Source organism: Deltaproteobacteria bacterium (genome assembly GCA_012522415.1).
Taxonomy (GTDB): domain Bacteria; phylum Desulfobacterota; class Syntrophia; order Syntrophales; family JAAYKM01; genus JAAYKM01.
This window is the reverse complement of sequence record JAAYKM010000078.1, coordinates 1-20459: the sequence shown is the minus strand read 5'-3', so window position 1 is coordinate 20459 and position 20459 is coordinate 1. Positions and strand designations below refer to the sequence as shown.

Genomic DNA, 20459 nt, shown 5'->3' with positions numbered 1-20459 from the left:
TCATGGGCCGCCTGTTTCCCCCGACAGAATGGATTCACCCCTTGTGGAGATACCGGTGACAATTTTGCCAAGCCATCTTTTTCCACAGGCGACTGCTTCGGGAGGCAGGGCCCTTATCATGGCCAGATAATGCTGATGACGGGTTGCCGTTTGGTCAACACAAGTGAGGAAACGATGCCGGTCATCCGCACCCAGGGATTCTTCAAGCTTTGCTTCGAAAATGCCCCGTATCTCAGGCCAGCGATCCCGGAATGCCTCCTGTTCCCCGCGGGCGAGTTTTTTCTGTTGACCCTTTAAATGGCGTGAAACCTGTGCCAGCGATTCATCCATTTTTTCAGCCAGTTCATCCATTCTCAAGAGCCGTTCATGAAGAGCGGCATCCAGCGTATTCAATGCTCCCTGATGGACGGTCTCCGCCAGGGCATGCTTAAGAAAAAAAGGCTGCCGGACATGGATGTACCACTGTTTCAGGGCGAGCAGGTTCGCCATGTAGGACAGGTTAATACGGATACGACGGCTGACATGGACATAGAGACCGGGGTGGTAGGCAGTCAGTCGATCCTTGTTTGCACCGGAAGAGACGAATTTTCCATCCTCCGTACAGTCACCCCGGAAGATGGTACCCGCAGCGATGACGGTACCAAAAGCGATTCGGGCTGGACCGATCAGCCCCCCCTGGCCGCCTAGGAAAATGGGCTTTTGCCGGAGCATGACGCCTTGGGGGACGTCACCGATCAGGGAGGCCGTCGCCTTGTCTTGCTGGGGGGTGTAGTTGAAATGGATGTAACTGCTGCCGACTTCACTGTGATTTTTTCTGTCCGTACCCCCGGCCATGAAACAGTCGCAGAAGTTGATCAGGCTTCCCAGCGTAACAAATGGGAAGAGGATTGTTTGCTTGAGGCCAACGGTGTGTCCGGCCCTGGTTTCCTCCTCCAACAGGCAACCTTGCCGGACGTGGGCGCCGTTGTCCATGGTACACCCATCGAGAAAGACGGAGGTGCTGAAAAAGCCGCCTTTGAGCTGGACACGGGATCCCAGCTGACAGTTTTCGATCGTGACGGGGCCCTCATAGCCAAGTTTCACACCGGCCGAAATCACGGTGTCGGCCCCGTAAATCCTGGTTCCCGGATAAAAAACGACCCCTTCACCTGAAATGCGCGCTGGGTCAATTTCCGCATCAATGTCGACGGCGGTGGGGTTCGGGATGAGTACGCCCTTTCTCTGAAGCAATTCTGTATGCCCGGATATATTCATGACATTTTCTGAACCTGGAACCCGGAAGATAGAGCGAGGATTCAAACGATCGGCCTGTCCTGCCTACTTACGCAGGAGAACTAATCTTCACGGCCATCCATTCCCATCTTGATCATTTTCTTCTGGAAGGTATTGCGACTGATACCAAGGTACGTAGCGGCAACGGTTTTAACCTGACCGGAGCGGTTCAAAGCAATTCTGAACAGGCTTCGATCGATGATCCTTATCACATCCTCGTAAAGGGTGCTTTTTCCGCTTCCCTTGGGTTCGAGGATGGTTACGACATTTTCAAGATCCTTGTGCAAAATGTCTTCGATGATGGACTGGAGTGAATCTGCCCCATGTTCCGCGGCATTGGCTGTTTCCGTTTTCATCACTTTGTCCTTCCTGACCATTACATATCCCTTTATCAGGTCATCAGATCACACCAAAAAGTTTCATCACAATGAGTCCGATCATCAAAATAACGGCGAGCCAGATGGATAAAACATCGCCGCGGTTGACGAGGGGACCTTCTTCCAACTGTTGACGGACCTCAGCATCTACCCGATCGAATGGGACCTGGTCCGTGATATCGCGGACCAGACGGGGGAAATCCCCGTAGGCACTGGAGAGTATATAAAAACCTCTGCGGGTCGTCAGCAGAAGATACGTCTTCCGCCTTACCATGACCAGTCCGACCTGATTGATGTTTTCCCAGGGAATGGCTCGGGTCCTCAGAAACTTTCTGATCGTTAGGCCGGAGGCATTGGTTGTGACCAGACGGTAAAACATCTCGCCTAAAACCGGCAATGCGGCGCATAAAAATATTGTCAAAACAACCGTTTCAGCGGCAGAACGGCGGTGAAGAAGGGACATGAACAGGAGTATCACGAGAAGAAATACCGCCAGAACAAAGGGAATCACAAAAGGGCGCTTGATTTTGTATCGGTGCGTATCCATTGGTTTCAGCTTTGCGGGCAAGCCCTGAACATTAAGTATTCCTCTCAAACAGGCCGCTTTTGCCGCCGGACTTCCTTACAAGCATAATATCCGTCACGACGATTTCCTTATCGACGGCTTTGCACATATCATAGATCGTGAGTGCGGCCACAGACACGGCGGTAAGGGCTTCCATTTCGACACCCGTTTTGCCTACCAGTTTTGCCCGGCTCTCGATCAACACCTCTCCCTCCTGCGGCAGGACTTCAAAGCGGATGTCGATATGCGTCAACGCCAGGGGGTGACACATGGGAATCAAGTCCCCTGTTTTCTTGGCTGCCATGATGCCTGCTACGCGGGCCACCCCGAAAACATCTCCCTTCGGCACGCCTCCTTCCTGAAGGAGAGAGAGCGTATAAGGTAACATACGAACCCGGCCTGTTGCAACGGCTTCTCTTAAAGACGGTTCTTTGGTTGTCACATCGACCATTTTGGCCTGTCCTTTTTCGTCTAGGTGAGATAGGGGCTGGGTCATCTAATTACGCCTCCTTCAGCAGGGAGTTTCTTTCCGAAAATATTCGCCGCTTAAGTAACACAGGCCGTATCGATCGTCAAGCATGGGTTTGGAGAGGACCGTAAAATCAAAATCCTTTCACATCGATTGGGTATGAGAAAAAGAGGAGAAGAAATCCTTAATTCATGCGGTTGTTCACGCAGGGGGTACCGAAATCTGGCTAAAGCGACAGAATCAGGCTGATAAACGGGTGAGAACCTGGGAGAAAAAACTTGCCAAATATCAGGCATTATTATAGATTTTCATCCATCCTTCAAAGAGGAACTCGCCGTCAGATCGTAAATCGTGCGGCGGGGACGTTTTTCGGACTTTCATAAAAAACACACGTCTTCCGGGGGAAAGAATGATAGTCAGGCTTTTCAGCAGCACCACCATTGGGATTGAATCTTGTGTCGTCGAAGTGGAAATCGATGTTTCTCCGGGGTTGCCTGAATTTTATATCGTCGGTTTACCCGATATGACGGTCAAGGAAAGCAAGGATCGCATCCGGGCCGCTCTGAAGAATTCAGGATACGGTTATTTCCGCCATCATATAACCGTCAACCTGGCTCCTGCCGATCTGAGGAAGGAAGGTACGGCCTTCGATCTGCCCATTGCCGTGGGACTGGTGGCAATGGAGGGGTTGATCCGGCCGGAATTGTTGACAGATTATCTGGTCTTGGGTGAGTTGTCTCTGGATGGGCGGGTCAAGGGGGTTCAGGGCGTTTTACCCAGCGCTTTTCTTGCCAGGGAGCTGGGGAAAAGGGGATTGATTATTCCGGAGGACAATGCCCAGGAAGCGGCTATGGTCGAGGGGATCGAGGTGATTGCGGTGGCCGATCTATCCGATGTGGTCGAATTTTTCCGAGGTACAAGAGAATTTATGACCCCTTCGGTTCGGGCCGACGAACTTTTTTCAGCCGGACCTGCTTCTATGGTCGATTTCAATGAAATCAAAGGACAAGAGCAGGCCAAGCGGGCCTTGGAGATTGCAGCGGCGGGAGGTCACAACGTTCTTTTAATCGGTCCGCCTGGGTCGGGAAAAACCATGCTCGCCCAACGCATGTCCACCATACTTCCCGATTGGTCCTTTCAGGAAGCACTTGAAACGACGAGAATCTTTTCTGTAGCGGGAATGCTCGACAGGGAACACATGATTGTACGAACCCGCCCCTTCCGCGCTCCTCACCACACCATTTCCGATGCCGGGTTGGTTGGAGGCGGTCATCTGCCAAAACCAGGTGAAATAAGTCTGGCCCATCACGGCATTCTTTTTCTTGACGAGTTTCCGGAATTCAAAAAGAACGCCTTGGAATCGTTGCGTCAGCCTCTGGAGGACGGCGTTGTGACCATCAGCCGCTCTTCCGCAACGGCAACGTTCCCGGCGCGTTTCATGCTCGTGGCGGCGATGAATCCCTGTCCCTGCGGGTACTACGGTGACAAATTGAAGGGCTGTCGCTGTTCCATGACCCAGATCCGACAGTACCAGACCAAAATATCCGGCCCCCTGATGGATAGAATCGATCTTCATATAGAGGTACCCTCCCTGCGCTATCGCGACTTGGTCTCCCAGCGAACGGTGGAATCATCAGAAGAGATTCGGCAGAGAGTCATACAGGCCAGGCAAATTCAGAGAAAACGATTCAACGGAGCCGATATTCTTGTGAATGCACGGATGACGGAACGTCAGATTAAGGCGTACTGCCAGATTGACGAAGAATCTCAGGGCCTTTTGGAAATGGCAATGGACCGCCTGGGCATGAGTGCTCGTACCTTTACCCGCATTATTAAAGTGGCTCGCACCATTGCGGATCTGGGTGGCGAAAGTCTCATCGGCTCACATCACGTTGCTGAGGCCATTCAGTATAGAAACCTTGATCGTCAGGTGATTTAGTGCTAAGAAATCAGGATCGCCGGGACGATAGATCGCGAATATTCTGAAAGGCCAAACAGAGAGGTGAGGTGTTATGGAAATCATGGTGGAGCCCGTTCCCGAGGAGAAAAGAAAGCCCAGGCCTGTCGACGAAACAAAACTCGAGTTCGGCAAGATATTTTCGGATCATATGTTTACGATGCATTATCACGTGGAGAAGGGTTGGCATGATCCGTTGCTGGGGCCTTTCGCTCCTCTGGCGCTGGACCCGACCGCCCAATGTTTGCATTACGGCCAGGAAATTTTTGAAGGGATGAAGGCATATCGGGGTGAAAACGGATCAATATATCTTTTTCGTCCGTTTGAAAATGCAAAACGGATGAATATATCGGCTAGGCGCATGTGTATGGCCGAAATAGAGGAATCTTTTTTTGTGGAAGCGGTTACGCAGCTCGTTCTTATCGATCGGGACTGGGTTCCAAAAGCCAAAGATGCGTCCATGTATATTCGTCCAGCCATGATTGCTACGGAGGCTGCTCTCGGCGTCCATCCGTCAACGGAATTTATTTTTTTCATCATTGCCGGACCCGTCGGGGCGTATTACCCTGAGGGGTTTAATCCGACCAAAATCTATGTCAGTGAGGACTATGTCCGATCCGCTCCCGGTGGTACCGGAGCCTGCAAGGCCGGAGGGAATTATGCCGCCAGCCTCTACGCCATGCGCCTGGCCAATGAGATGGGATACACCCAGGTCCTGTGGCTTGATGCCGTGGAACGGCGATTCGTGGAAGAAGTGGGGACGAGTAACATTTTCTTCCTGATCGGCGAAGAATTGGTTACCCCTCCTTTGGGTGGAACCATTCTACCAGGAGTTATGCGGAATTCCATTTTAACGCTTGCTGATTCCTGGAATATGAAGGTTTCGGAAAGGCCTATTGGCATTCAAGATGTCATTCAGGCGATCCATGACGGTTCGATGAAGGAAATGTTTGCTTCAGGCACGGCGGCAGTTGTGTCGCCTGTTGGACATATTTACTATCAGGGAAACGAATATGTCATAAACGGGGGTAGAACCGGATCAACGGCAGAAAAATTCTATAATGAAATCCTGAACATTCAATATGGAAAAGCCCCGGATCCATTCGGTTGGAGAGTGAGAATCGCGTGAAATCGCTATCGGCTTCGCGATTTCTGCGTTGAAACAAACACTTGGTCATGCAATCCACAGAGTTGTGGAAAATTCTGTGGACAAATCTGTGGATAAGTTATCTAAGTCCATACCCGACTCAACGTTCTACCGTATTGCATACATTCTGAGCAAATAAAAATGTTAATAATAACAGTAAGATACAATATGGATAACAATATCTCATGTTTTTTAGACTTATCATAAACTTGACGCGCCTGGATGATTTTGGCGCTTTGGAGGTTCATACTTAAGATTTGGAAAATAAAAAGGATCAATCGGGGAAAATCGTTTTGATGGCCGCAGTGTCGATTCTAATCGGACTGTATTTCGCAGTGATGGTTACCCCCATCCGGGCGTTATCCCTAGATGAGCTTTTGGTAAAGGTTGAACGACAGTATGATCTTACTCAGGATTTTGAGGCGGGTTTTATTCAGGAGACGACGCTGAAAAGTCTGGCAAAGACCGAAAGGGAGCAGGGACGTCTTTATTTTAAAAGGCCCGGAAAAATGCTCTGGCAGTACGAAAAACCTCAAAGAAAAACTCTTGTCGTTAACCCTGAGAAATCATGGTTGTATCTCCCTGAAGATCGCGTTGCCTATGTTCAGCAAACGGACCGCCTCCTTCAATCCACTGCGGCTGTAAGGCTCTTGTCCGGTTTTGTTGGGATCAAGAACGATTTTCATGTACAATTCGCCGAGGCCGACCAGGGTGAGAGAAAGGGAAATTATTTTCTTCGGCTAATTCCCAGGGAAGGCAACGCCGGCTTTTCGCAGGCGCATATTGAGATCAGCGGGGCGACTTATTTTATCAACCGGATTTGGTTCGAAGACCCTTACGGTAATGTAACGCGCGTCACGTTGTTCAACACCAAACTGAACCAAAAACTCAAGGACGATAAATTTCTTTTCAGAATACCCGTCGGTGTTGAAATCTATTCTTTACCTTGAACCGGGTCATGCCCTCCAAGGAGAGTATCCATGTCAACGATCACGATCAACACGCCTGACTGCATCCGGTCCCGGAAGGCATTGACCTATGAGTGGCTGGAAACGAACGGCCTGGGAGGGTATGCCTCCAGTTCCATCCTCCTGTGTCATACGCGAAAATATCATGGTTTGCTGGTCGCCAATCTCGCCAATCCTTCCGGTCGTTACGTCCTGATTTCCAAGGTTGAAGATTCCCTTGTCCGCCGGGGGGAAGAGTTTTATCTTGTATCCCACCAGTATCCGGACTTTTTTTTCTCCGGTGGCCAATCCTATCTTGAACAAGTCGATATCGGGGTTTGTCCAAAATTTGTTTTTCGCGTAGCTGGTCGAACCCTTGAAAGGGAAATCATGATGATTCAGGGAACAAACAGCGTGATCCTGAAATATCGACTCCCGGACATGGATGAGCCCTGCATGTTGCGTATAAAACCTTTTTTAGCCTACCGGAGTATCCATTCTCTTTCCAAAGAAAACACCTATTTTCGCGGAGAGATTTCTGAAATTCCTGAAGGGTGTCGGATAGCACCTTACGAAGGAATGCCGGCCATGTACATCCAGGTGAGCGGTGATTTCCAATGTCCGATGTTTGGTGATTGGTATAAAAATTTTGAATATGAGGAGGACCGGATTCGCGGTTATAACTGGAGAGAGGATCTCTATTGCCCCGGAACGATAACGATCCCCATGGATGAAAAAAGAAAGGAAATCTATCTTTGCTTTACCACGGACCCCTTTCCGGAGCCGTTGCAAAAGGTCTGGAATGGGGAATGGGAGCGGCGAGATTTTCTGGAGAAACACAGAGATTTTTTCGTTCAGTCCTTCAAAAAAGACAGGGAAAATATCGAAAGCCTGTTCCGGGCAGCGGACCAACTTCTGATTCGGACGCCGCACGGGCGCCATGCCATTTTAGCCGGGTACCATTGGTTTTATGAGTGGGGGAGAGATTCATTGATATCGCTGCCGGGCCTGACATTTTGCCGCGGCCTCATGCATGAGGGGCGGGAGATATTGAAAACCTTCGGCGACTTTGAACAGCAAGGCCTTTTTCCCAATTTTTTTACGGAAGACGAAAAGGAAAACGCCTACAATACGGTGGATGCATCACTGTGGTACTTTTGGGCCGTGCAACAATATTTGAAATACGGTGGCGACGAAAACTGGGTTCATCAGCACATCTGGCCGGTCATGAAGCGTATTTTGAAGCAGTTTCTGGCCGGAACGATTTACGATATATACGTGGATGAACGGGGACTTCTTCATGCGGGCAGCGAAGGGATCCGTTTGACCTGGATGGATGCCGCAGTTAACGGGTTACCGGTGACGCCGCGCTGGGGGTACATGGTGGAAATAAACGCCCTGTGGTTCAATGCCGTCTGTTTTTCGCATGAACTGTCCACCCGATATGGCGATCAGGAATTTGCCCTTCAAGAGCTGATTCCGTTGGCTCGCCGGTCTTTTCGGGAGACCTTCTGGGTTGGACGAGGGGCCTATCTCGGTGATGTATCCAGACAGGGTATCCTTGACGAAGCCGTCAGGCCGAACCAGATCTTTGCCGTTTCCCTGCCGTACTCTCCCCTTGATTCCGCCGATTGGAACGGTGTCGTCAAAAGGGTGCAAAGTGACCTTCTCACCCCCTGCGGGCTACGCACTCTTGATCCGGCACACCCGGATTATCGGGGGAACTACAATGGTGTGATGATACAAAGGGACAGGGCCTATCATCAAGGAACCGTTTGGCCATGGCTCTGGGGACATTTCGGTGAAGCATATCTGCGGGTGAACCGGAATTCCCGTAAGGCGAAAAATATTTTGTACAAGCAAATTATAAACTTTCTCAAAAATCATTTGGGCGAGGCTGGTTTGGGTTGTGTATCGGAAGTGTTTGACGGCAATCCGCCGCATCGTCCCAATGGCTGCATTTCCCAAGCCTGGAGTATCGCCGAATTGATCCGGCTTCTGACTTTACTGGACGATATTCGCTGATAAGGAGGGATTCCTTGTGAGAATTTTAATGTTTGGCTGGGAATTCCCTCCTTATATGAGTGGTGGCCTCGGCACGGCCTGCCTGGGCATGACCCGTGCGTTAACAGACGCTCGGATCAAGATTCTCTTCGTCATGCCGGGTCAGGCTCCGGCCCATGAAGATCGCTTTATGAGATTCATCGACCCGGACGTTTACAGAGTCCGTAATGAAAGGGAGGACGATTCATCGGAACGGAACGGGCTGATGACCCGTTTCATTGTGAATTCTTCCCTGACTCCCTATCAGAATGTTAGGACGTACGGGCCCGTATATGGAAACAGAGCAACGGGAATCTTGTCCGGCTTTGGAAATCCTGATGCCCGCTCGTTTTCTCCATACGGTTCCAACCTGTTCTCCGAAGTCTGGAGATACGCATACGCAGCAGAAACCATTGCCCTTTCGGAAACATTTGATATCATTCATAGCCATGACTGGATGACGGTCCCCGCGGCGATACGGGCCCGTGAGATCAGCGGCAGACCCTGGATTTTCCATGTCCACTCACTTGAGCAGGACCGCAGCGGTGAGTCGGTCAACCCGGAGATATTTGACATGGAACGACGTGGCCTGGCAGAGGCAGATCGCATCATTGCCGTGAGCAACTATACACGTAAGCGGATCGTTGATTGTTACGGGATTCCCGTTGACAGGATTGCGGTCGTACATAACGGGGTGACCCACATCAATGGGTCGGAACACATCAATGTGTTCCGGAAACCGGGTCAGAAGAAAAATGTTCTTTTCCTGGGACGGATTACTTTCCAGAAAGGTCCGGCATATTTCATCGAAGCGGCGGCGGAAGTCCTCAAAAGGATTCCAGAGACGACGTTCCTCATGGCGGGAAGCGGTGATATGATGACCGGCATGATTGAGCGGGTTGCCGAGCTGGGTATTGGGAAACATTTTCATTTTACAGGCTTTCTCCGGGGAGAAGACGTGGATCATATTTTCCGGATGAGCAATTTGTATGTCATGCCGAGCGTATCCGAACCATTCGGCTTGTCGCCTCTGGAGGCAACCCGTTATGGCGTACCGGTGATTTTGTCACGCCAGTCCGGTGTGGCGGAAGTTTTCCATCACTGCCTGCTTGTCGATTTTTGGGATGTCCGGGACATGGTGGATAAAATCATCGCCCTGTTACGTTATGAACCGCTGGTCCGGGAATTACAAATCCGTGCCCGGGAAGAATTGCTCCGGACCACTTGGGAGGGGGCGGCGAGTAAGATTGAGGCAGTATACAAAGCAATGTTGAATTAAGGAACCCGGAACCATGCCCCATATCTGCCTGTTTTTTCAGGTTAATCAGCCGCGGCGGCTACGGCGATACACCGTTTTCGATATCGGTCGAAATCATGATTACGGAAACGATGAACTGGACACGGAAATTCTCCACAAAGTTTCGGAAAAGTGCTATCTCCCGGCAAATCAGCTGCTTTTGGAACTTCTTCACCGATATCAGGGAGCGTTCCGGGTTTCCTTTTCCCTGACGGGCACACTGATTAGCCAACTGGAAAGTAAGAGGCCTGAAGTGCTCGATAGTTTCCAAAAATTGAGCGAAACGGGCTATGTGGAATGGTTGAATGAAACATACGATCATTCCCTCGCGAGCCTCTATTCGTCCGGAGAGTTCCGGGAGCAGGTGTTGCGACACCGGGAAAAAATCAAGACTCTTTTCGAACAGGACGCCGTGACCTTCTGTAACACGGAAATGATATATCATAACGATATCGCCCAAACGGTCGGAGACATGGGCTATCAAGTCATCTTGACCGAGGGGGCCGATCGGGTTCTGGCCGGGCGAAGCCCGAGGATAGGCTGGCGGGCCTTACCTTGCCCCGATTTGACCGTGCTTTTACGAGACTATCGTCTCTCCGATGATATTTCTTTCCGGTTATCGGCCCGCGACTGGCGTGAATACCCCCTGACAGCGAAACAGTACGCCCGGTGGTTAAGCCGACGTTATGATGGAGCGGAAGTGATCAATCTGTTTATGGATTACGAAACCTTCGGTGAACACCAGTGGGAGGAGACGGGTATTTTTGAGTTTTTGCGGGAGTTGCCGGAAGAAATTTTCAAACATCGCGACCTCGATTTTCGCACACCGGCCCAGATCATTCCCGATCCCTCCTCTTCTTCCCTCCTTGACGTCAGGGATCCCATATCCTGGGCGGACTCGGAACGGGACCTGACCGCCTGGACCGGTAACGATATGCAGAAAGATGCCTTGAGGTCCTTGTATCAGTTGGAGGATCAGGTGAAAAGGGCGGGGGATGAACGGATGTTGCGGACTTGGCGGATGCTTCAAACGTCGGATCATTTTTACTATATGTGTACGAAATGGTTTGCGGACGGTGATGTTCATACCTATTTTAATCCATGGGAATCACCTTACGATGCGTATATCAGCTTCATGAATATTCTGGAAGATTTTGACCGCACATTACCGAAATAAAGGAGAACGATCTATGCCGGAGCCGGGGAAAGGATATCTCTTCGAAGTCAGTTGGGAAGTCTGCAACAAGGTCGGTGGAATCTATACGGTGATCGCCAGTAAAATGCGTGAAGCCATTGGGGAATACGGAGAAAATTATTTCTTGCTGGGACCCGACTTGAAAACCAATGTTGATTTCGAGGAAACAGACGAAGACGGTTGGGCGAGAATTCGAGAAACAACGGCCATGAAAGACATAGCCTGTCGTTTTGGTCGCTGGAAAATCGCGGGGGAGCCGAAAGTCATTCTGGTCAGCGCCGGCAAAAAATACAACAAGGATCAGCTTCTGTATACGTTATGGGAAGAGCACGGTGTCGATTCCATTGCCGGAGGATGGGACTACATCGAACCCGTCATGTTCAGTTACGCGTGCGGCGAGGTCATTGAAACGGTTTACAACATTTTGGCCCGACCGCAGAATGAACCGGCCGTCGCCCACTTTCATGAATGGATGTGTGGAGCGGGCCTCTTGTTCCTGAAGAAAAAGACACCGGAAATCGCCACGGTTTTTACCACCCACGCCACGATTCTGGGGCGCTCCCTCGCTGGCTCCGGTATAGATATCTATGCGGGCATGGATCACATATCCCCCCAGCGTGAGGCAAGTGCGCATAATATTACGGCGAAGTATTCCATGGAAACGGCCTCGGCGAGAAACGCCGACTGCTTTACCACGGTCAGTAGGATCACGACATCGGAGGTGCTGAATTTTCTCGGCAGACCGCCCGATATCATTACCCCGAACGGGCTGGATATCGAAAATATTCCGGATTTGTCCGAAAATCGTGCGCCGGCCCTCAGGGCAAGAGAGAAACTGTTGGAAGGCGCTTCCCGTTTTTTGCGAAGAGATTTTCCCAGCCAGACCAAAATCATGATCATTTCCGGGCGCTATGAATTTCATAACAAGGGCGTTGATGTCTTTTTAGAGGCCCTGGCGCGTTTGGAAAGGGATTTGAACGAAAATGAGCCTGTCCTCGTCTTTATCGCAATGCTCGCGGGGCACACCGACTTGAATCCGCACCTGCAAAGCGATCTTGTAAAAACGGATACGGCCGGCGTACCGATTGCCACCCATCGGCTGAATTACGAGGCGTCAGACCCGATCCTGCAGACCTGCAACCGCATGGGCTTCCGGAATGGTCCGCAGAACAAGGTTTTTATCATTTTTATCCCCGCCTATCTGAGCGGTTATGATGGCCTGATTAACCTGCCGTATTATGAAACCCTTTCCGGTTGCGACTTGGGCGTTTTCCCCTCTTATTATGAGCCCTGGGGGTACACCCCCATGGAATGCGCAGCCTATGCGGTGCCGACAGTGACCACTGATCAGGCGGGGTTTGCGGGATGGATTCAGGAGACCATCGGGGGTTCGACGGGCGTGATTATTTTGGATCGGAAGGGCAGGCCTGCATCGGAAATTGAAGAGAGGCTATACCGTATTCTGGCCCAGTTCATGTCACAAACCGACGTAATGTTGCAGGACCAGAGGAAGGATGCGCGTCATGTGGTGGAGCAGGCCAGTTGGGAGCGATTTTTCCGTTTTTACCTCGAAGCCTATGCAAAAGCCGTCAGTGTGGCCGGGGAACGTTCCCTGAGAATGGTCGAGAAGGAAGAGACCCCTGAAGAAAAGCACAGGTATGCCGGAGGCGTTTCCGTCTTGCCCCATTTCCGCAATTTCACTGCCGTCGCTCATCTTCCGAAAAAAATCAGAAGGCTGAGAGAGTTGGCCTATAATATTTGGTGGTCATGGAATCCCCGTGTGTTCGATCTGTTTGCTCCCCTGGATCCGAAAAAGTGGAATGAGATGGAGAATAATCCCGTCAAAATGCTGGAGATGATCTCACCGGAAAAGCTGGAAGAGGCATCGGACAACTCATTTTACATGGGGCGTTATCGAGAAATATTCAAGCATTTCGATCAGTACATGGAGGACAAAGGTGTTCACAAAAAAATCCAGCCGACTCCGCCAATCAATGCCACCCACCCGATTGCCTATTTTTCCACGGAGTACGGCCTGCATGAAACACTCCCCATTTACTCCGGAGGGCTGGGAACCCTTTCGGGCGATCATTTAAAAACAGCGAGCGATTTGAATATTCCCCTCGTTGGTGTCGGGCTCCTCTATAAAAACGGTTATTTTCGGCAGGTGATCGATCAAAACGGAGTTCAAATCGCCGAGTATCCCGAAACCGATCTTACTCATATGGCGATCAACCGTATCCAAGACGACCTCGGCAACGAGGTCCAGATATCCCTTGACCTGCCTGGGCGGACACTTTACGCCAACATCTGGGAGATCAAGGTCGGGCGTGTCAGCCTTTACCTTATGAATACGGATATTCCCCGAAACACCGCACAGGACCGGAGAATCACGGATCGTCTCTACGCCGCGGAACAGAGGACGCGCATAGAACAGGAGATTCTGCTTGGCATGGGCGGTGTAAAGCTCCTCCGCAAGCTGGGTTATAAACCCCGTGTATTTCACATCAACGAAGGGCACTCGGCGTTTCTGCTGTTGGAAAGAATATCCGCTCTTATGATAGAGGAGGGGTTGTCCTTTGTGGAGGCGGCGGAGGTTGTGCGAGGCAGCAGCATCTTTACGACCCATACCCCTGTGGAGGCGGGCAACGAAAGATTTAGCAGGGAACTGATGGAACATTACTTTTCGAGTTATGTACGAAAAACGGGAATATCGTGGTCCCAGTTCTGGGAATTGGGACGGAAGGAGGCAGGTGACGACAAGCCGTTCTTCATGACGATCCTGGCGCTGAAGCTGACCCATATGAGCAATGCAGTCAGTGCCATTCACGGTCAGATTTCCCGCCACATGTGGAAGGATGTCTGGAAGGGCTTTCACGATACGGACATCCCGATCGGTCATGTTACCAATGGGGTTCATACCATGACCTATGTCGCACCTCGCATGAGGGAACTTCTCGATAACTTTCTCGGATTGGATTGGGAGCGGAACCTCACGGATACAGAGCGTTGGCGTAAGGTGGAAGACATCCCTGACAACCTGCTCTGGCGGACGCGTTACGAAGTGAAACAACGTTCCATCAATTTTTTGAGGGATCAGATCTCCCGCCAGTATACCAAATATGGCCTGTCCAAAACCTGGCGGGAAGAAGTCTTCTCTCGGCTCAATCCGGCCGCCCTGATGATCGGCTTCGCAAGGCGTTTTGCTCCGTATAAGCGCGCGAACATGCTCTTTTCAGATCTGGATCGCTTGGAACGAATTCTGAATCATCAAACCAGGCCGGTCCATATCGTTTTTTCGGGGAAAGCCCATCCCAATGACGACATGGGGAAAAATTTCGTGAAAAAAGTTGTCGATATTTGTCGGGATGAACGGTTTAGAGGCAAGATATTCTTTATCGAGGATTACAGCATCCGGGTGGCCCGACATCTGGTTCAGGGCGTTGACCTTTGGCTCAACACGCCTCGCCGACCATACGAGGCCAGCGGGACGAGCGGTCAGAAGGTTACGGCCAACGGGGTCCTGAATCTCAGTGTTGCCGACGGTTGGTGGCCGGAAGGCTACGACGGCAGCAACGGCTGGACGATTGGTCCTGTGGTAACCGATTACGTTGAGGAACTCCCCAACGCCGATGAGGAAGACGGTCAATCCCTGTACAGCCTTCTGGAGAACACGATTATTCCCCTGTTTTACGATCGGGATATGTCGGGGTTGCCTGTAAAATGGATTGAAATGATCAAGCGGTCCATGATAACCCTGACGCCAAAATTCAACACGGAAAGAATGCTGATCGATTATTTCAATGCCATGTATCGTCCGACCGCCCAAAGGTCCAGGGAAATGACTCAGGACTCCTTTGCTCTGGCGAGGGAACTGGCGCAATGGAAAAGCACCCTGCCTATGCGTTTTGCCTCGCTCCGGATGGTCGATTTCGTGGTTGAGGGATTCCATGGTGACATAATCCACATTGATGAACCTTTGACCATAAGGGTTCATATCGATCCGGGGAAAATGAGTCCGGAAGAGATATTTGTTGAAATGATCATCGGCAGGAAGGGGAAGGACGGTTCGCTTTCCAACGTGGAGTGTGTGCCCCTGACCCTTCAAGAAGGAACAGAATCAAATATGCTGAGGTTCTTTGCGGAATACACCGTCAAAAGCAACGGTCCCTACAGCTACGGGGCTCGAGTTATGCCGTATCATCCCCGCCTGTCTTCCAAAGTGGAACCGGGCCTTGTGTTCTGGGGATAGACGCCGGCCGGAAAAGATGAAGGAATTGGGCGAAGAAGGGGTTTCCACGGGACCAACTCGAAGGCCCTTTATTATTTTCGTCCGATCAGCCAGAAGATGAGTGTCAGGACTACACTGATCAGCAAACCGGTGGCTAAAGGGAAGTAGAGGGAGAAATGCTTCCCCTTGAAATAAAAATCTCCAGGAAGACGTCCCATCCAGGGAATCTTGGCTGAAAACACCATGATTGCACCGGCCATGATCAGGACGAGGCCGATAAACAACAGCGTTTTACCCAATTGGAGAATGAGCGGCATCATGTCATCCTTTTCGTTCATGGAAAAGGGTTCGGATTGTCGAAATCGGGACTGAGATTCCGGTCATCGACTTCCTGCACGAAAATCTGCTCAAAACCCATATCCAGCGCCTGATTGACCACCTCGTCGTACTCCTTTTTGGTGATTCGCCTGCCCAGCAGGGGATCATCCTTGACCCATCGTGTGGGGGTGTACTGGGACATCAGGCTCAGGGGGGTTTCGAGAGAAAAATGTTGCTGGATGAGTTTCAGCACCTGAATGCTGTTCTCAATGTGTCCGGGGAGAACCAGATGGCGGATAATGATGCCTCGTGTCGCTATACCGTCATCGTCAAGATCGAGTTCCGAGCCGACCTGCTTGATCATCTCTCCAATCGCTTTCAGGGCGAAGGGGGTGTAATCCTTGACTCCGGATAATCGGGAGGCATCTTCCCCGTTTCCATATTTAAAATCAGGGAGATAAACATCGACAAGACCGTCGAGGAGTCGAATGATTTCGGGGTTTTCATAACCCCCGCAATTGTACACCAGGGGAAGGTTCAGACCTGCCTCCCAAGCCAGCTGCAGCGCATCGATCAGTTGCGGTAATTGAGAGGTCGGCGTCACGGTTTCAATATTGTGACAGCCTTGATCTTGCAGGGTCATCATCCTGAGGGCCAGCTCCTCGGGACTCAGTTTCTCGCCGTGATTCTGGTGGCTGATCTGGAAATTCTGACAGTAGCGGCACCGGAGGTTGCAGGAGGCAAGAAAAAGGGCACCGGCGCCCCAGGTGCCTGAAATGGGTGGCTCCTCGCCATGGTAGGGGAGCGCCCGAGCCAGGGTGATACCGTCGTCCAGGCCGCAGACGCCTTTTTCTCCCGTTATACGGTTAGCCCCGCAATGTCTGGGGCAGAGGTGGCAAGAGAGAAGTTGTTCCTTAAGTGGATTCATTCCCGGGATGGTTGGGTCGTCTTTGCTCATGATCTTGTCCTTATGGGTTAAGCGGGTTCTGGCCATACAGCCCCGTCAGTTGAAAGGAAGGACTGCGCTGCGTATCCGCCCGCTGTCCACCAGTTCCATGAATCGCTCCCCCAGATGGGCAGACATATCGACTGCTTTCCACCAGTTACGTATTCTTTGGGATTGATTATCGACGTAGGTGATAAAATCTGTCCGGTCCGGAATTTTCCTGTCGGGAAGGGTAGAGACAAAAACGGGTGAGGGATAAACCATCAGCACGTTATCCATCAGATGTTCCGGCGATCGACGCTTCTGGAGGTTTTTATCCATCCAGGTCGGCTTACTCTGTTCCTGATGATGGAAAAACAGAGTCACTTCATCGTTGCGACCGTGGAAGGATTCGTTGATGTGGTAGTCTACCAGCCCACCATCCCGGTAAATACCCCGGGGGGCTCCGAAAATGTCCTGCACCCCGGCCACGACGATTGGAATGGCTCCCGATGACAGGACAGCATGTTTAAAATTGAAGTGATTGAGCGGAATGTATTGGCCCCGATAACCTCCGTTCAGGCAGAAAGGGGGCGGCTTGGGACCTGAAAAAAAAACGATCCGCTCAAAAAAACGGTGTATTGTACCGGGGAAAAGCAGATTCGAGACAAAACACGTGGCCAGACCGATCTTCTGTAGCCAGGATTGCTCTGATGCGGTCAGATTTTTGGCCCGGGCGGAGATGATCGCCAGGCGGTATCGTTTGTTTTGAAGGGCAAAGGGAAGGGCGTCTTCCTCGATGTAACGGTCAATGATCCTCATAAGGGACTGCTGCACCGAGCGAGGCGTGTCCTCGCGATGGTACTGCGCTTCGATATAGGCCCGGCGGAGTTCATGGTATGACTTCAACGGATCGGCCTGCGCCCAGGCGGCAAAGCGCCAGGCGCCGGAAGAGGCGCCCGCAAGTACAATCGCGCGTTGACGGCCCAGACAACCCTTTTCTAGGAGGGTCAGGTCAAATCCGCTGGCCACCAGCCACCGAGGCCCCGAGGCTGAACCGTAACAGGTACTGACGCGATCCCAATTAAACCCCCCGTCACGAATAATGGCCAGGGCATTTTTCCCCGCTTTTACGATTAGGTCGCCGAGCATGGTTTTTTGTCTTCCTCATGACAATGAGATTCCCACATGGATCATCCCGCATGGCCTCATTCCCACCCTATGGGCTGCGCAGTGGTCCCCTACCCATGATCAAACATCTTGACACGAAACGCACCCTTCTATACATTGCGAATGCCGTTGCAAGGGGGGCGCTGTCGATTGAAAGGTATGTCAAATCAACAGATTCTAGGGCGGGAATGGTTACGCCCAATGAAATGGTGCATGACATGACCATGGTCTGACGAACCATACACAATGGCGATGGAATTTGTCAATCCCGTTGTCTTGATCATGTCCTTTTTGGGTGACGGTAAGGGTTAACAATCAGGAGGAGATGGTTCCAAATGGATATTCAGAGTGAAATCATCAGCATGGCGAAAAACGCCAAAGGGGCGGCGACGGTCCTTTCGCGGATATCGTCCCGTGTCAAGAACAACGCGTTACTGGATATGGCGGAAGAGCTTCTGAAGCAAAAGAATGTTCTCATGAGGGAAAATGGTCAGGATCTGGAGTATGCCCGCCGTAGCGGTCTTTCTTCGGTGATGTTGGACCGCCTGGCGCTGAAGGAGGAAACCATAGCGGGAATAGCCCAGGGGTTGCGGGAGGTGGCTGTGTTACCGGATCCGGTGGGAAAAATCACCTCCATGTGGAAAAGACCGAACGGACTTTTGGTGGGGCGCATGAGAATCCCTTTAGGTGTCATCGGCATTATTTACGAGTCCCGGCCCAATGTGACCGCCGATGCGGCCGCTCTCTGCCTCAAATCAGGCAATGCCGTCATCCTGCGTGGAGGCTCAGAGGCGATCCATTCCAATTTGGCCATTGCCCGGATTCTGCAGGACTGTTTGAAACGGTCCGGCATCCCGGAAGAGGCGATTCAAGTCATCCCCATGACGGACCGGGAAGCGGTCCACGAGATGCTGCAACTGGACGAATTCATTGACCTCATCATTCCCCGAGGCGGAGAGGAACTGATCCGCGCTGTTGTCAGGCAGTCTAAAATACCGGTCATCAAGCATTACAAGGGCGTTTGTCATATCTTCATCGATGCCGGCGCGGACCTCGACATGGCCGTAGAGATCTGCATGAATGCGAAAATCCAGCGGCCGGCAGTCTGCAACGCCATGGAAACACTGCTTGTCCACCAGGATATCGCTTCCCTTTTTTTGCCGGTCCTGGCGGAGAAATACGGGACAGCGGGCGTCGTGTTACGCGGGTGTCCCAAAACAAGGGAGATTGTTCCCGGTATTGAGGAGGCGAGGGAAGAGGACTGGTATGCGGAATATACGGATTTGATCCTGGCTGTGCGCGTGGTAGAGACTCTGGATGAGGCGGTGGCGCATATCGGCCGGTACGGGTCACTGCATACGGAATCGATTGTTACGCAAAATTATGGCCATGCCCAGCGTTTTTTGAATGAAGTCAATTCCTCGACGGTCCTGGTCAACGCCTCCACCCGTTTTAGTGACGGTTTTGAGCTGGGTTTGGGGGCGGAAATCGGAATCAGCACGACCAAGCTGCATGCCTACGGTCCCATGGGACTCGAGGAATTGACAACGACCAAATTCATTATCTACGGAAACGGCCAAGTCAGGACATGAAGTGGGGGCTCCTGGGGGGAACATTTGATCCGATTCATACGGGGCATCTCCGGTGCGCCGAGGAGGTGAGGGAAATGTTCGGGCTGGACCGTGTCGTTTTTATCCCCGCCGCCCGGCCGCCTCACAAAACACATCATGAAATCAGCGCGTTCATTCACCGGGAACGGATGATTCGTCTGGCCATCTCCGATAATGCCCATTTCGACTGCTCCGATCTGGAGCAGCATCGGATGGGCCCTTCCTATACCATAGACACCGTTTCTTATTTCCAGGAGCAATATGGACGCGATATGGAGATTTATTACATCGTGGGCCAGGATGCCTTTCAGGCCATTCAAACCTGGAAGGACTGGGATAGACTTCTGGTCATGTGCCATTTTATCGTCATGACCAGGCCGGGATACGAGACCAGGAGCCTCGCGGGAATTGTTCCACCGTCTTTTGCCGAAACGTTCACTTACCGGACGCGAGACCGTGGTTTTCGCGGTTCCCGCAGCCATTCGATTTATTTCCGGGAAGTCACCTTCCTGGACATTTCATCAAGCGGGATTCGGCGTGCCGTGAGGGAAGGGCGGTCCGTTCAATACCTTGTACCGCCCTTCGTTGAGGGCTATCTGCGTGAACAGGGGCTTTATGTCGCCTAAAAACCCCGGTACGATCGCGCAACGGGAACAAAAAAAGCCCCGGGAGAAGCTCCCGGGGCTTTTTGTTTCCCTTACACAGATAAAGAAGGACTATCTGCGGATGTAGGTTTCCATGACGGCCTGCACACGGCGGTTCAACTGGCGGCCCTCATCCGTGTCGTTGGTGGCGATGGGTCTCGATTTGCCATAGCCGACAGCCGTTAAACGATCCGCATCGATCCCGAACTTGTCAACCAGGTAGTTCTTGATGGCATCGACTCGGCGCTGGGAAAGCTTCTGGTTATATGCGTCGGTGCCCCTGCTGTCCGTG

Annotated in this window: 17 protein-coding genes; 9 read left to right on the top strand and 8 right to left on the bottom strand. The window is 51.6% G+C overall.

Annotated features, from left to right (window positions below):
• The 4 genes from GX147_06865 to moaC all read right to left on the bottom strand — a co-directional run bounded on the left by GX147_06865 (nt 1) and on the right by moaC (nt 2710).
• Nucleotides 1-1254: a UDP-N-acetylglucosamine pyrophosphorylase gene (locus tag GX147_06865; GenBank protein ID NLN60413.1), complete on the bottom strand. Its 1254-nt coding sequence runs from the start codon at nt 1252-1254 to the stop codon at nt 1-3.
• An 80-nt stretch (nt 1255-1334) separates the two neighbouring features.
• The gene (locus GX147_06860) at nt 1335-1628 is read right to left on the bottom strand and encodes a hypothetical protein (GenBank protein ID NLN60412.1); all 294 of its coding nucleotides are present in this window, start codon (nt 1626-1628) and stop codon (nt 1335-1337) included.
• Between the two features lie 43 nt (nt 1629-1671).
• Nucleotides 1672-2196 (bottom strand): PH domain-containing protein, encoded by a 525-nt coding sequence (locus tag GX147_06855; GenBank protein NLN60411.1) that lies wholly within the window; start codon nt 2194-2196, stop codon nt 1672-1674.
• Between the two features lie 31 nt (nt 2197-2227).
• Nucleotides 2228-2710 (bottom strand): cyclic pyranopterin monophosphate synthase MoaC, encoded by a 483-nt coding sequence (moaC, locus tag GX147_06850; protein ID NLN60410.1) that lies wholly within the window; start codon nt 2708-2710, stop codon nt 2228-2230.
• A 382-nt stretch (nt 2711-3092) separates the two neighbouring features.
• Between moaC and GX147_06845 the strand changes: the two genes are divergently transcribed.
• The 7 genes from GX147_06845 (at nt 3093) to glgP (ending at nt 15521) form a co-directional block, all read left to right on the top strand.
• Nucleotides 3093-4622: a YifB family Mg chelatase-like AAA ATPase gene (locus GX147_06845; GenBank protein ID NLN60409.1), complete on the top strand. Its 1530-nt coding sequence runs from the start codon at nt 3093-3095 to the stop codon at nt 4620-4622.
• A gap of 73 nt (nt 4623-4695) precedes the next feature.
• Complete coding sequence (locus GX147_06840; protein NLN60408.1) at nt 4696-5769, top strand: branched-chain amino acid aminotransferase; 1074 nt, start codon at nt 4696-4698, stop codon at nt 5767-5769.
• Nucleotides 5770-6044: 275 nt separating this feature from the next.
• Complete coding sequence (locus tag GX147_06835; protein ID NLN60407.1) at nt 6045-6737, top strand: outer membrane lipoprotein carrier protein LolA; 693 nt, start codon at nt 6045-6047, stop codon at nt 6735-6737.
• 30 nt (nt 6738-6767) lie between these two features.
• A complete protein-coding gene (locus GX147_06830; GenBank protein NLN60406.1) occupies nt 6768-8759 on the top strand; it encodes a glycogen debranching protein in 1992 nt (663 codons plus the stop codon).
• A 16-nt stretch (nt 8760-8775) separates the two neighbouring features.
• Nucleotides 8776-10056 (top strand): glycosyltransferase family 4 protein, encoded by a 1281-nt coding sequence (locus GX147_06825; GenBank protein NLN60405.1) that lies wholly within the window; start codon nt 8776-8778, stop codon nt 10054-10056.
• 13 nt (nt 10057-10069) lie between these two features.
• Complete coding sequence (locus tag GX147_06820; GenBank protein ID NLN60404.1) at nt 10070-11251, top strand: alpha-amylase; 1182 nt, start codon at nt 10070-10072, stop codon at nt 11249-11251.
• 13 nt (nt 11252-11264) lie between these two features.
• Complete coding sequence (glgP, locus tag GX147_06815; GenBank protein ID NLN60403.1) at nt 11265-15521, top strand: alpha-glucan family phosphorylase; 4257 nt, start codon at nt 11265-11267, stop codon at nt 15519-15521.
• A gap of 71 nt (nt 15522-15592) precedes the next feature.
• Here the strand turns inward: glgP and GX147_06810 are convergent, their stop codons facing one another.
• Genes GX147_06810 through GX147_06800 form a run of 3 tightly spaced genes read right to left on the bottom strand, consistent with a single transcriptional unit; the run spans nt 15593 to nt 17895 of the window.
• Nucleotides 15593-15808 (bottom strand): DUF2905 domain-containing protein, encoded by a 216-nt coding sequence (locus GX147_06810; protein NLN60402.1) that lies wholly within the window; start codon nt 15806-15808, stop codon nt 15593-15595.
• A gap of 26 nt (nt 15809-15834) precedes the next feature.
• Nucleotides 15835-16776, bottom strand: a complete 942-nt coding sequence (locus GX147_06805) for a radical SAM protein (GenBank protein ID NLN60401.1) — start codon at nt 16774-16776, stop codon at nt 15835-15837.
• A 45-nt stretch (nt 16777-16821) separates the two neighbouring features.
• Nucleotides 16822-17895 (bottom strand): patatin-like phospholipase family protein, encoded by a 1074-nt coding sequence (locus GX147_06800; GenBank protein ID NLN60400.1) that lies wholly within the window; start codon nt 17893-17895, stop codon nt 16822-16824.
• A gap of 353 nt (nt 17896-18248) precedes the next feature.
• Here GX147_06800 and GX147_06795 point away from each other — a divergent pair, with 353 nt between their 5' ends.
• Together GX147_06795 and GX147_06790 are read left to right on the top strand one after the other, a co-directional pair.
• Nucleotides 18249-19505, top strand: a complete 1257-nt coding sequence (locus GX147_06795; protein ID NLN60399.1) for a glutamate-5-semialdehyde dehydrogenase — start codon at nt 18249-18251, stop codon at nt 19503-19505.
• Nucleotides 19502-20149, top strand: a complete 648-nt coding sequence (locus GX147_06790) for a nicotinate-nucleotide adenylyltransferase (protein NLN60398.1) — start codon at nt 19502-19504, stop codon at nt 20147-20149. Before GX147_06795 ends, GX147_06790 begins: the two co-directional genes overlap by 4 nt.
• 90 nt (nt 20150-20239) lie before the next feature.
• On the opposite strand, the gene GX147_06785 is transcribed toward GX147_06790, so the two are convergent.
• A partial coding sequence (locus GX147_06785; protein ID NLN60397.1) for an OmpA family protein occupies nt 20240-20459 on the bottom strand: 220 nt, incomplete at its 5' end.

Coding starts and splice junctions, on each gene's coding strand:
- GX147_06790 (NLN60398.1), top strand. CDS start 19,502: ATGAAGTGGGGGCTCCTGGGGGGAACATTTGATCCGATTCATACGGGG.
- GX147_06860 (NLN60412.1), bottom strand. CDS start 1,628: ATGAAAACGGAAACAGCCAATGCCGCGGAACATGGGGCAGATTCACTC.
- moaC (NLN60410.1), bottom strand. CDS start 2,710: ATGACCCAGCCCCTATCTCACCTAGACGAAAAAGGACAGGCCAAAATG.
- GX147_06865 (NLN60413.1), bottom strand. CDS start 1,254: ATGAATATATCCGGGCATACAGAATTGCTTCAGAGAAAGGGCGTACTC.
- GX147_06795 (NLN60399.1), top strand. CDS start 18,249: ATGGATATTCAGAGTGAAATCATCAGCATGGCGAAAAACGCCAAAGGG.
- GX147_06800 (NLN60400.1), bottom strand. CDS start 17,895: ATGCTCGGCGACCTAATCGTAAAAGCGGGGAAAAATGCCCTGGCCATT.
- GX147_06805 (NLN60401.1), bottom strand. CDS start 16,776: ATGAGCAAAGACGACCCAACCATCCCGGGAATGAATCCACTTAAGGAA.
- glgP (NLN60403.1), top strand. CDS start 11,265: ATGCCGGAGCCGGGGAAAGGATATCTCTTCGAAGTCAGTTGGGAAGTC.
- GX147_06845 (NLN60409.1), top strand. CDS start 3,093: ATGATAGTCAGGCTTTTCAGCAGCACCACCATTGGGATTGAATCTTGT.
- GX147_06855 (NLN60411.1), bottom strand. CDS start 2,196: ATGGATACGCACCGATACAAAATCAAGCGCCCTTTTGTGATTCCCTTT.
- GX147_06840 (NLN60408.1), top strand. CDS start 4,696: ATGGAAATCATGGTGGAGCCCGTTCCCGAGGAGAAAAGAAAGCCCAGG.
- GX147_06830 (NLN60406.1), top strand. CDS start 6,768: ATGTCAACGATCACGATCAACACGCCTGACTGCATCCGGTCCCGGAAG.
- GX147_06820 (NLN60404.1), top strand. CDS start 10,070: ATGCCCCATATCTGCCTGTTTTTTCAGGTTAATCAGCCGCGGCGGCTA.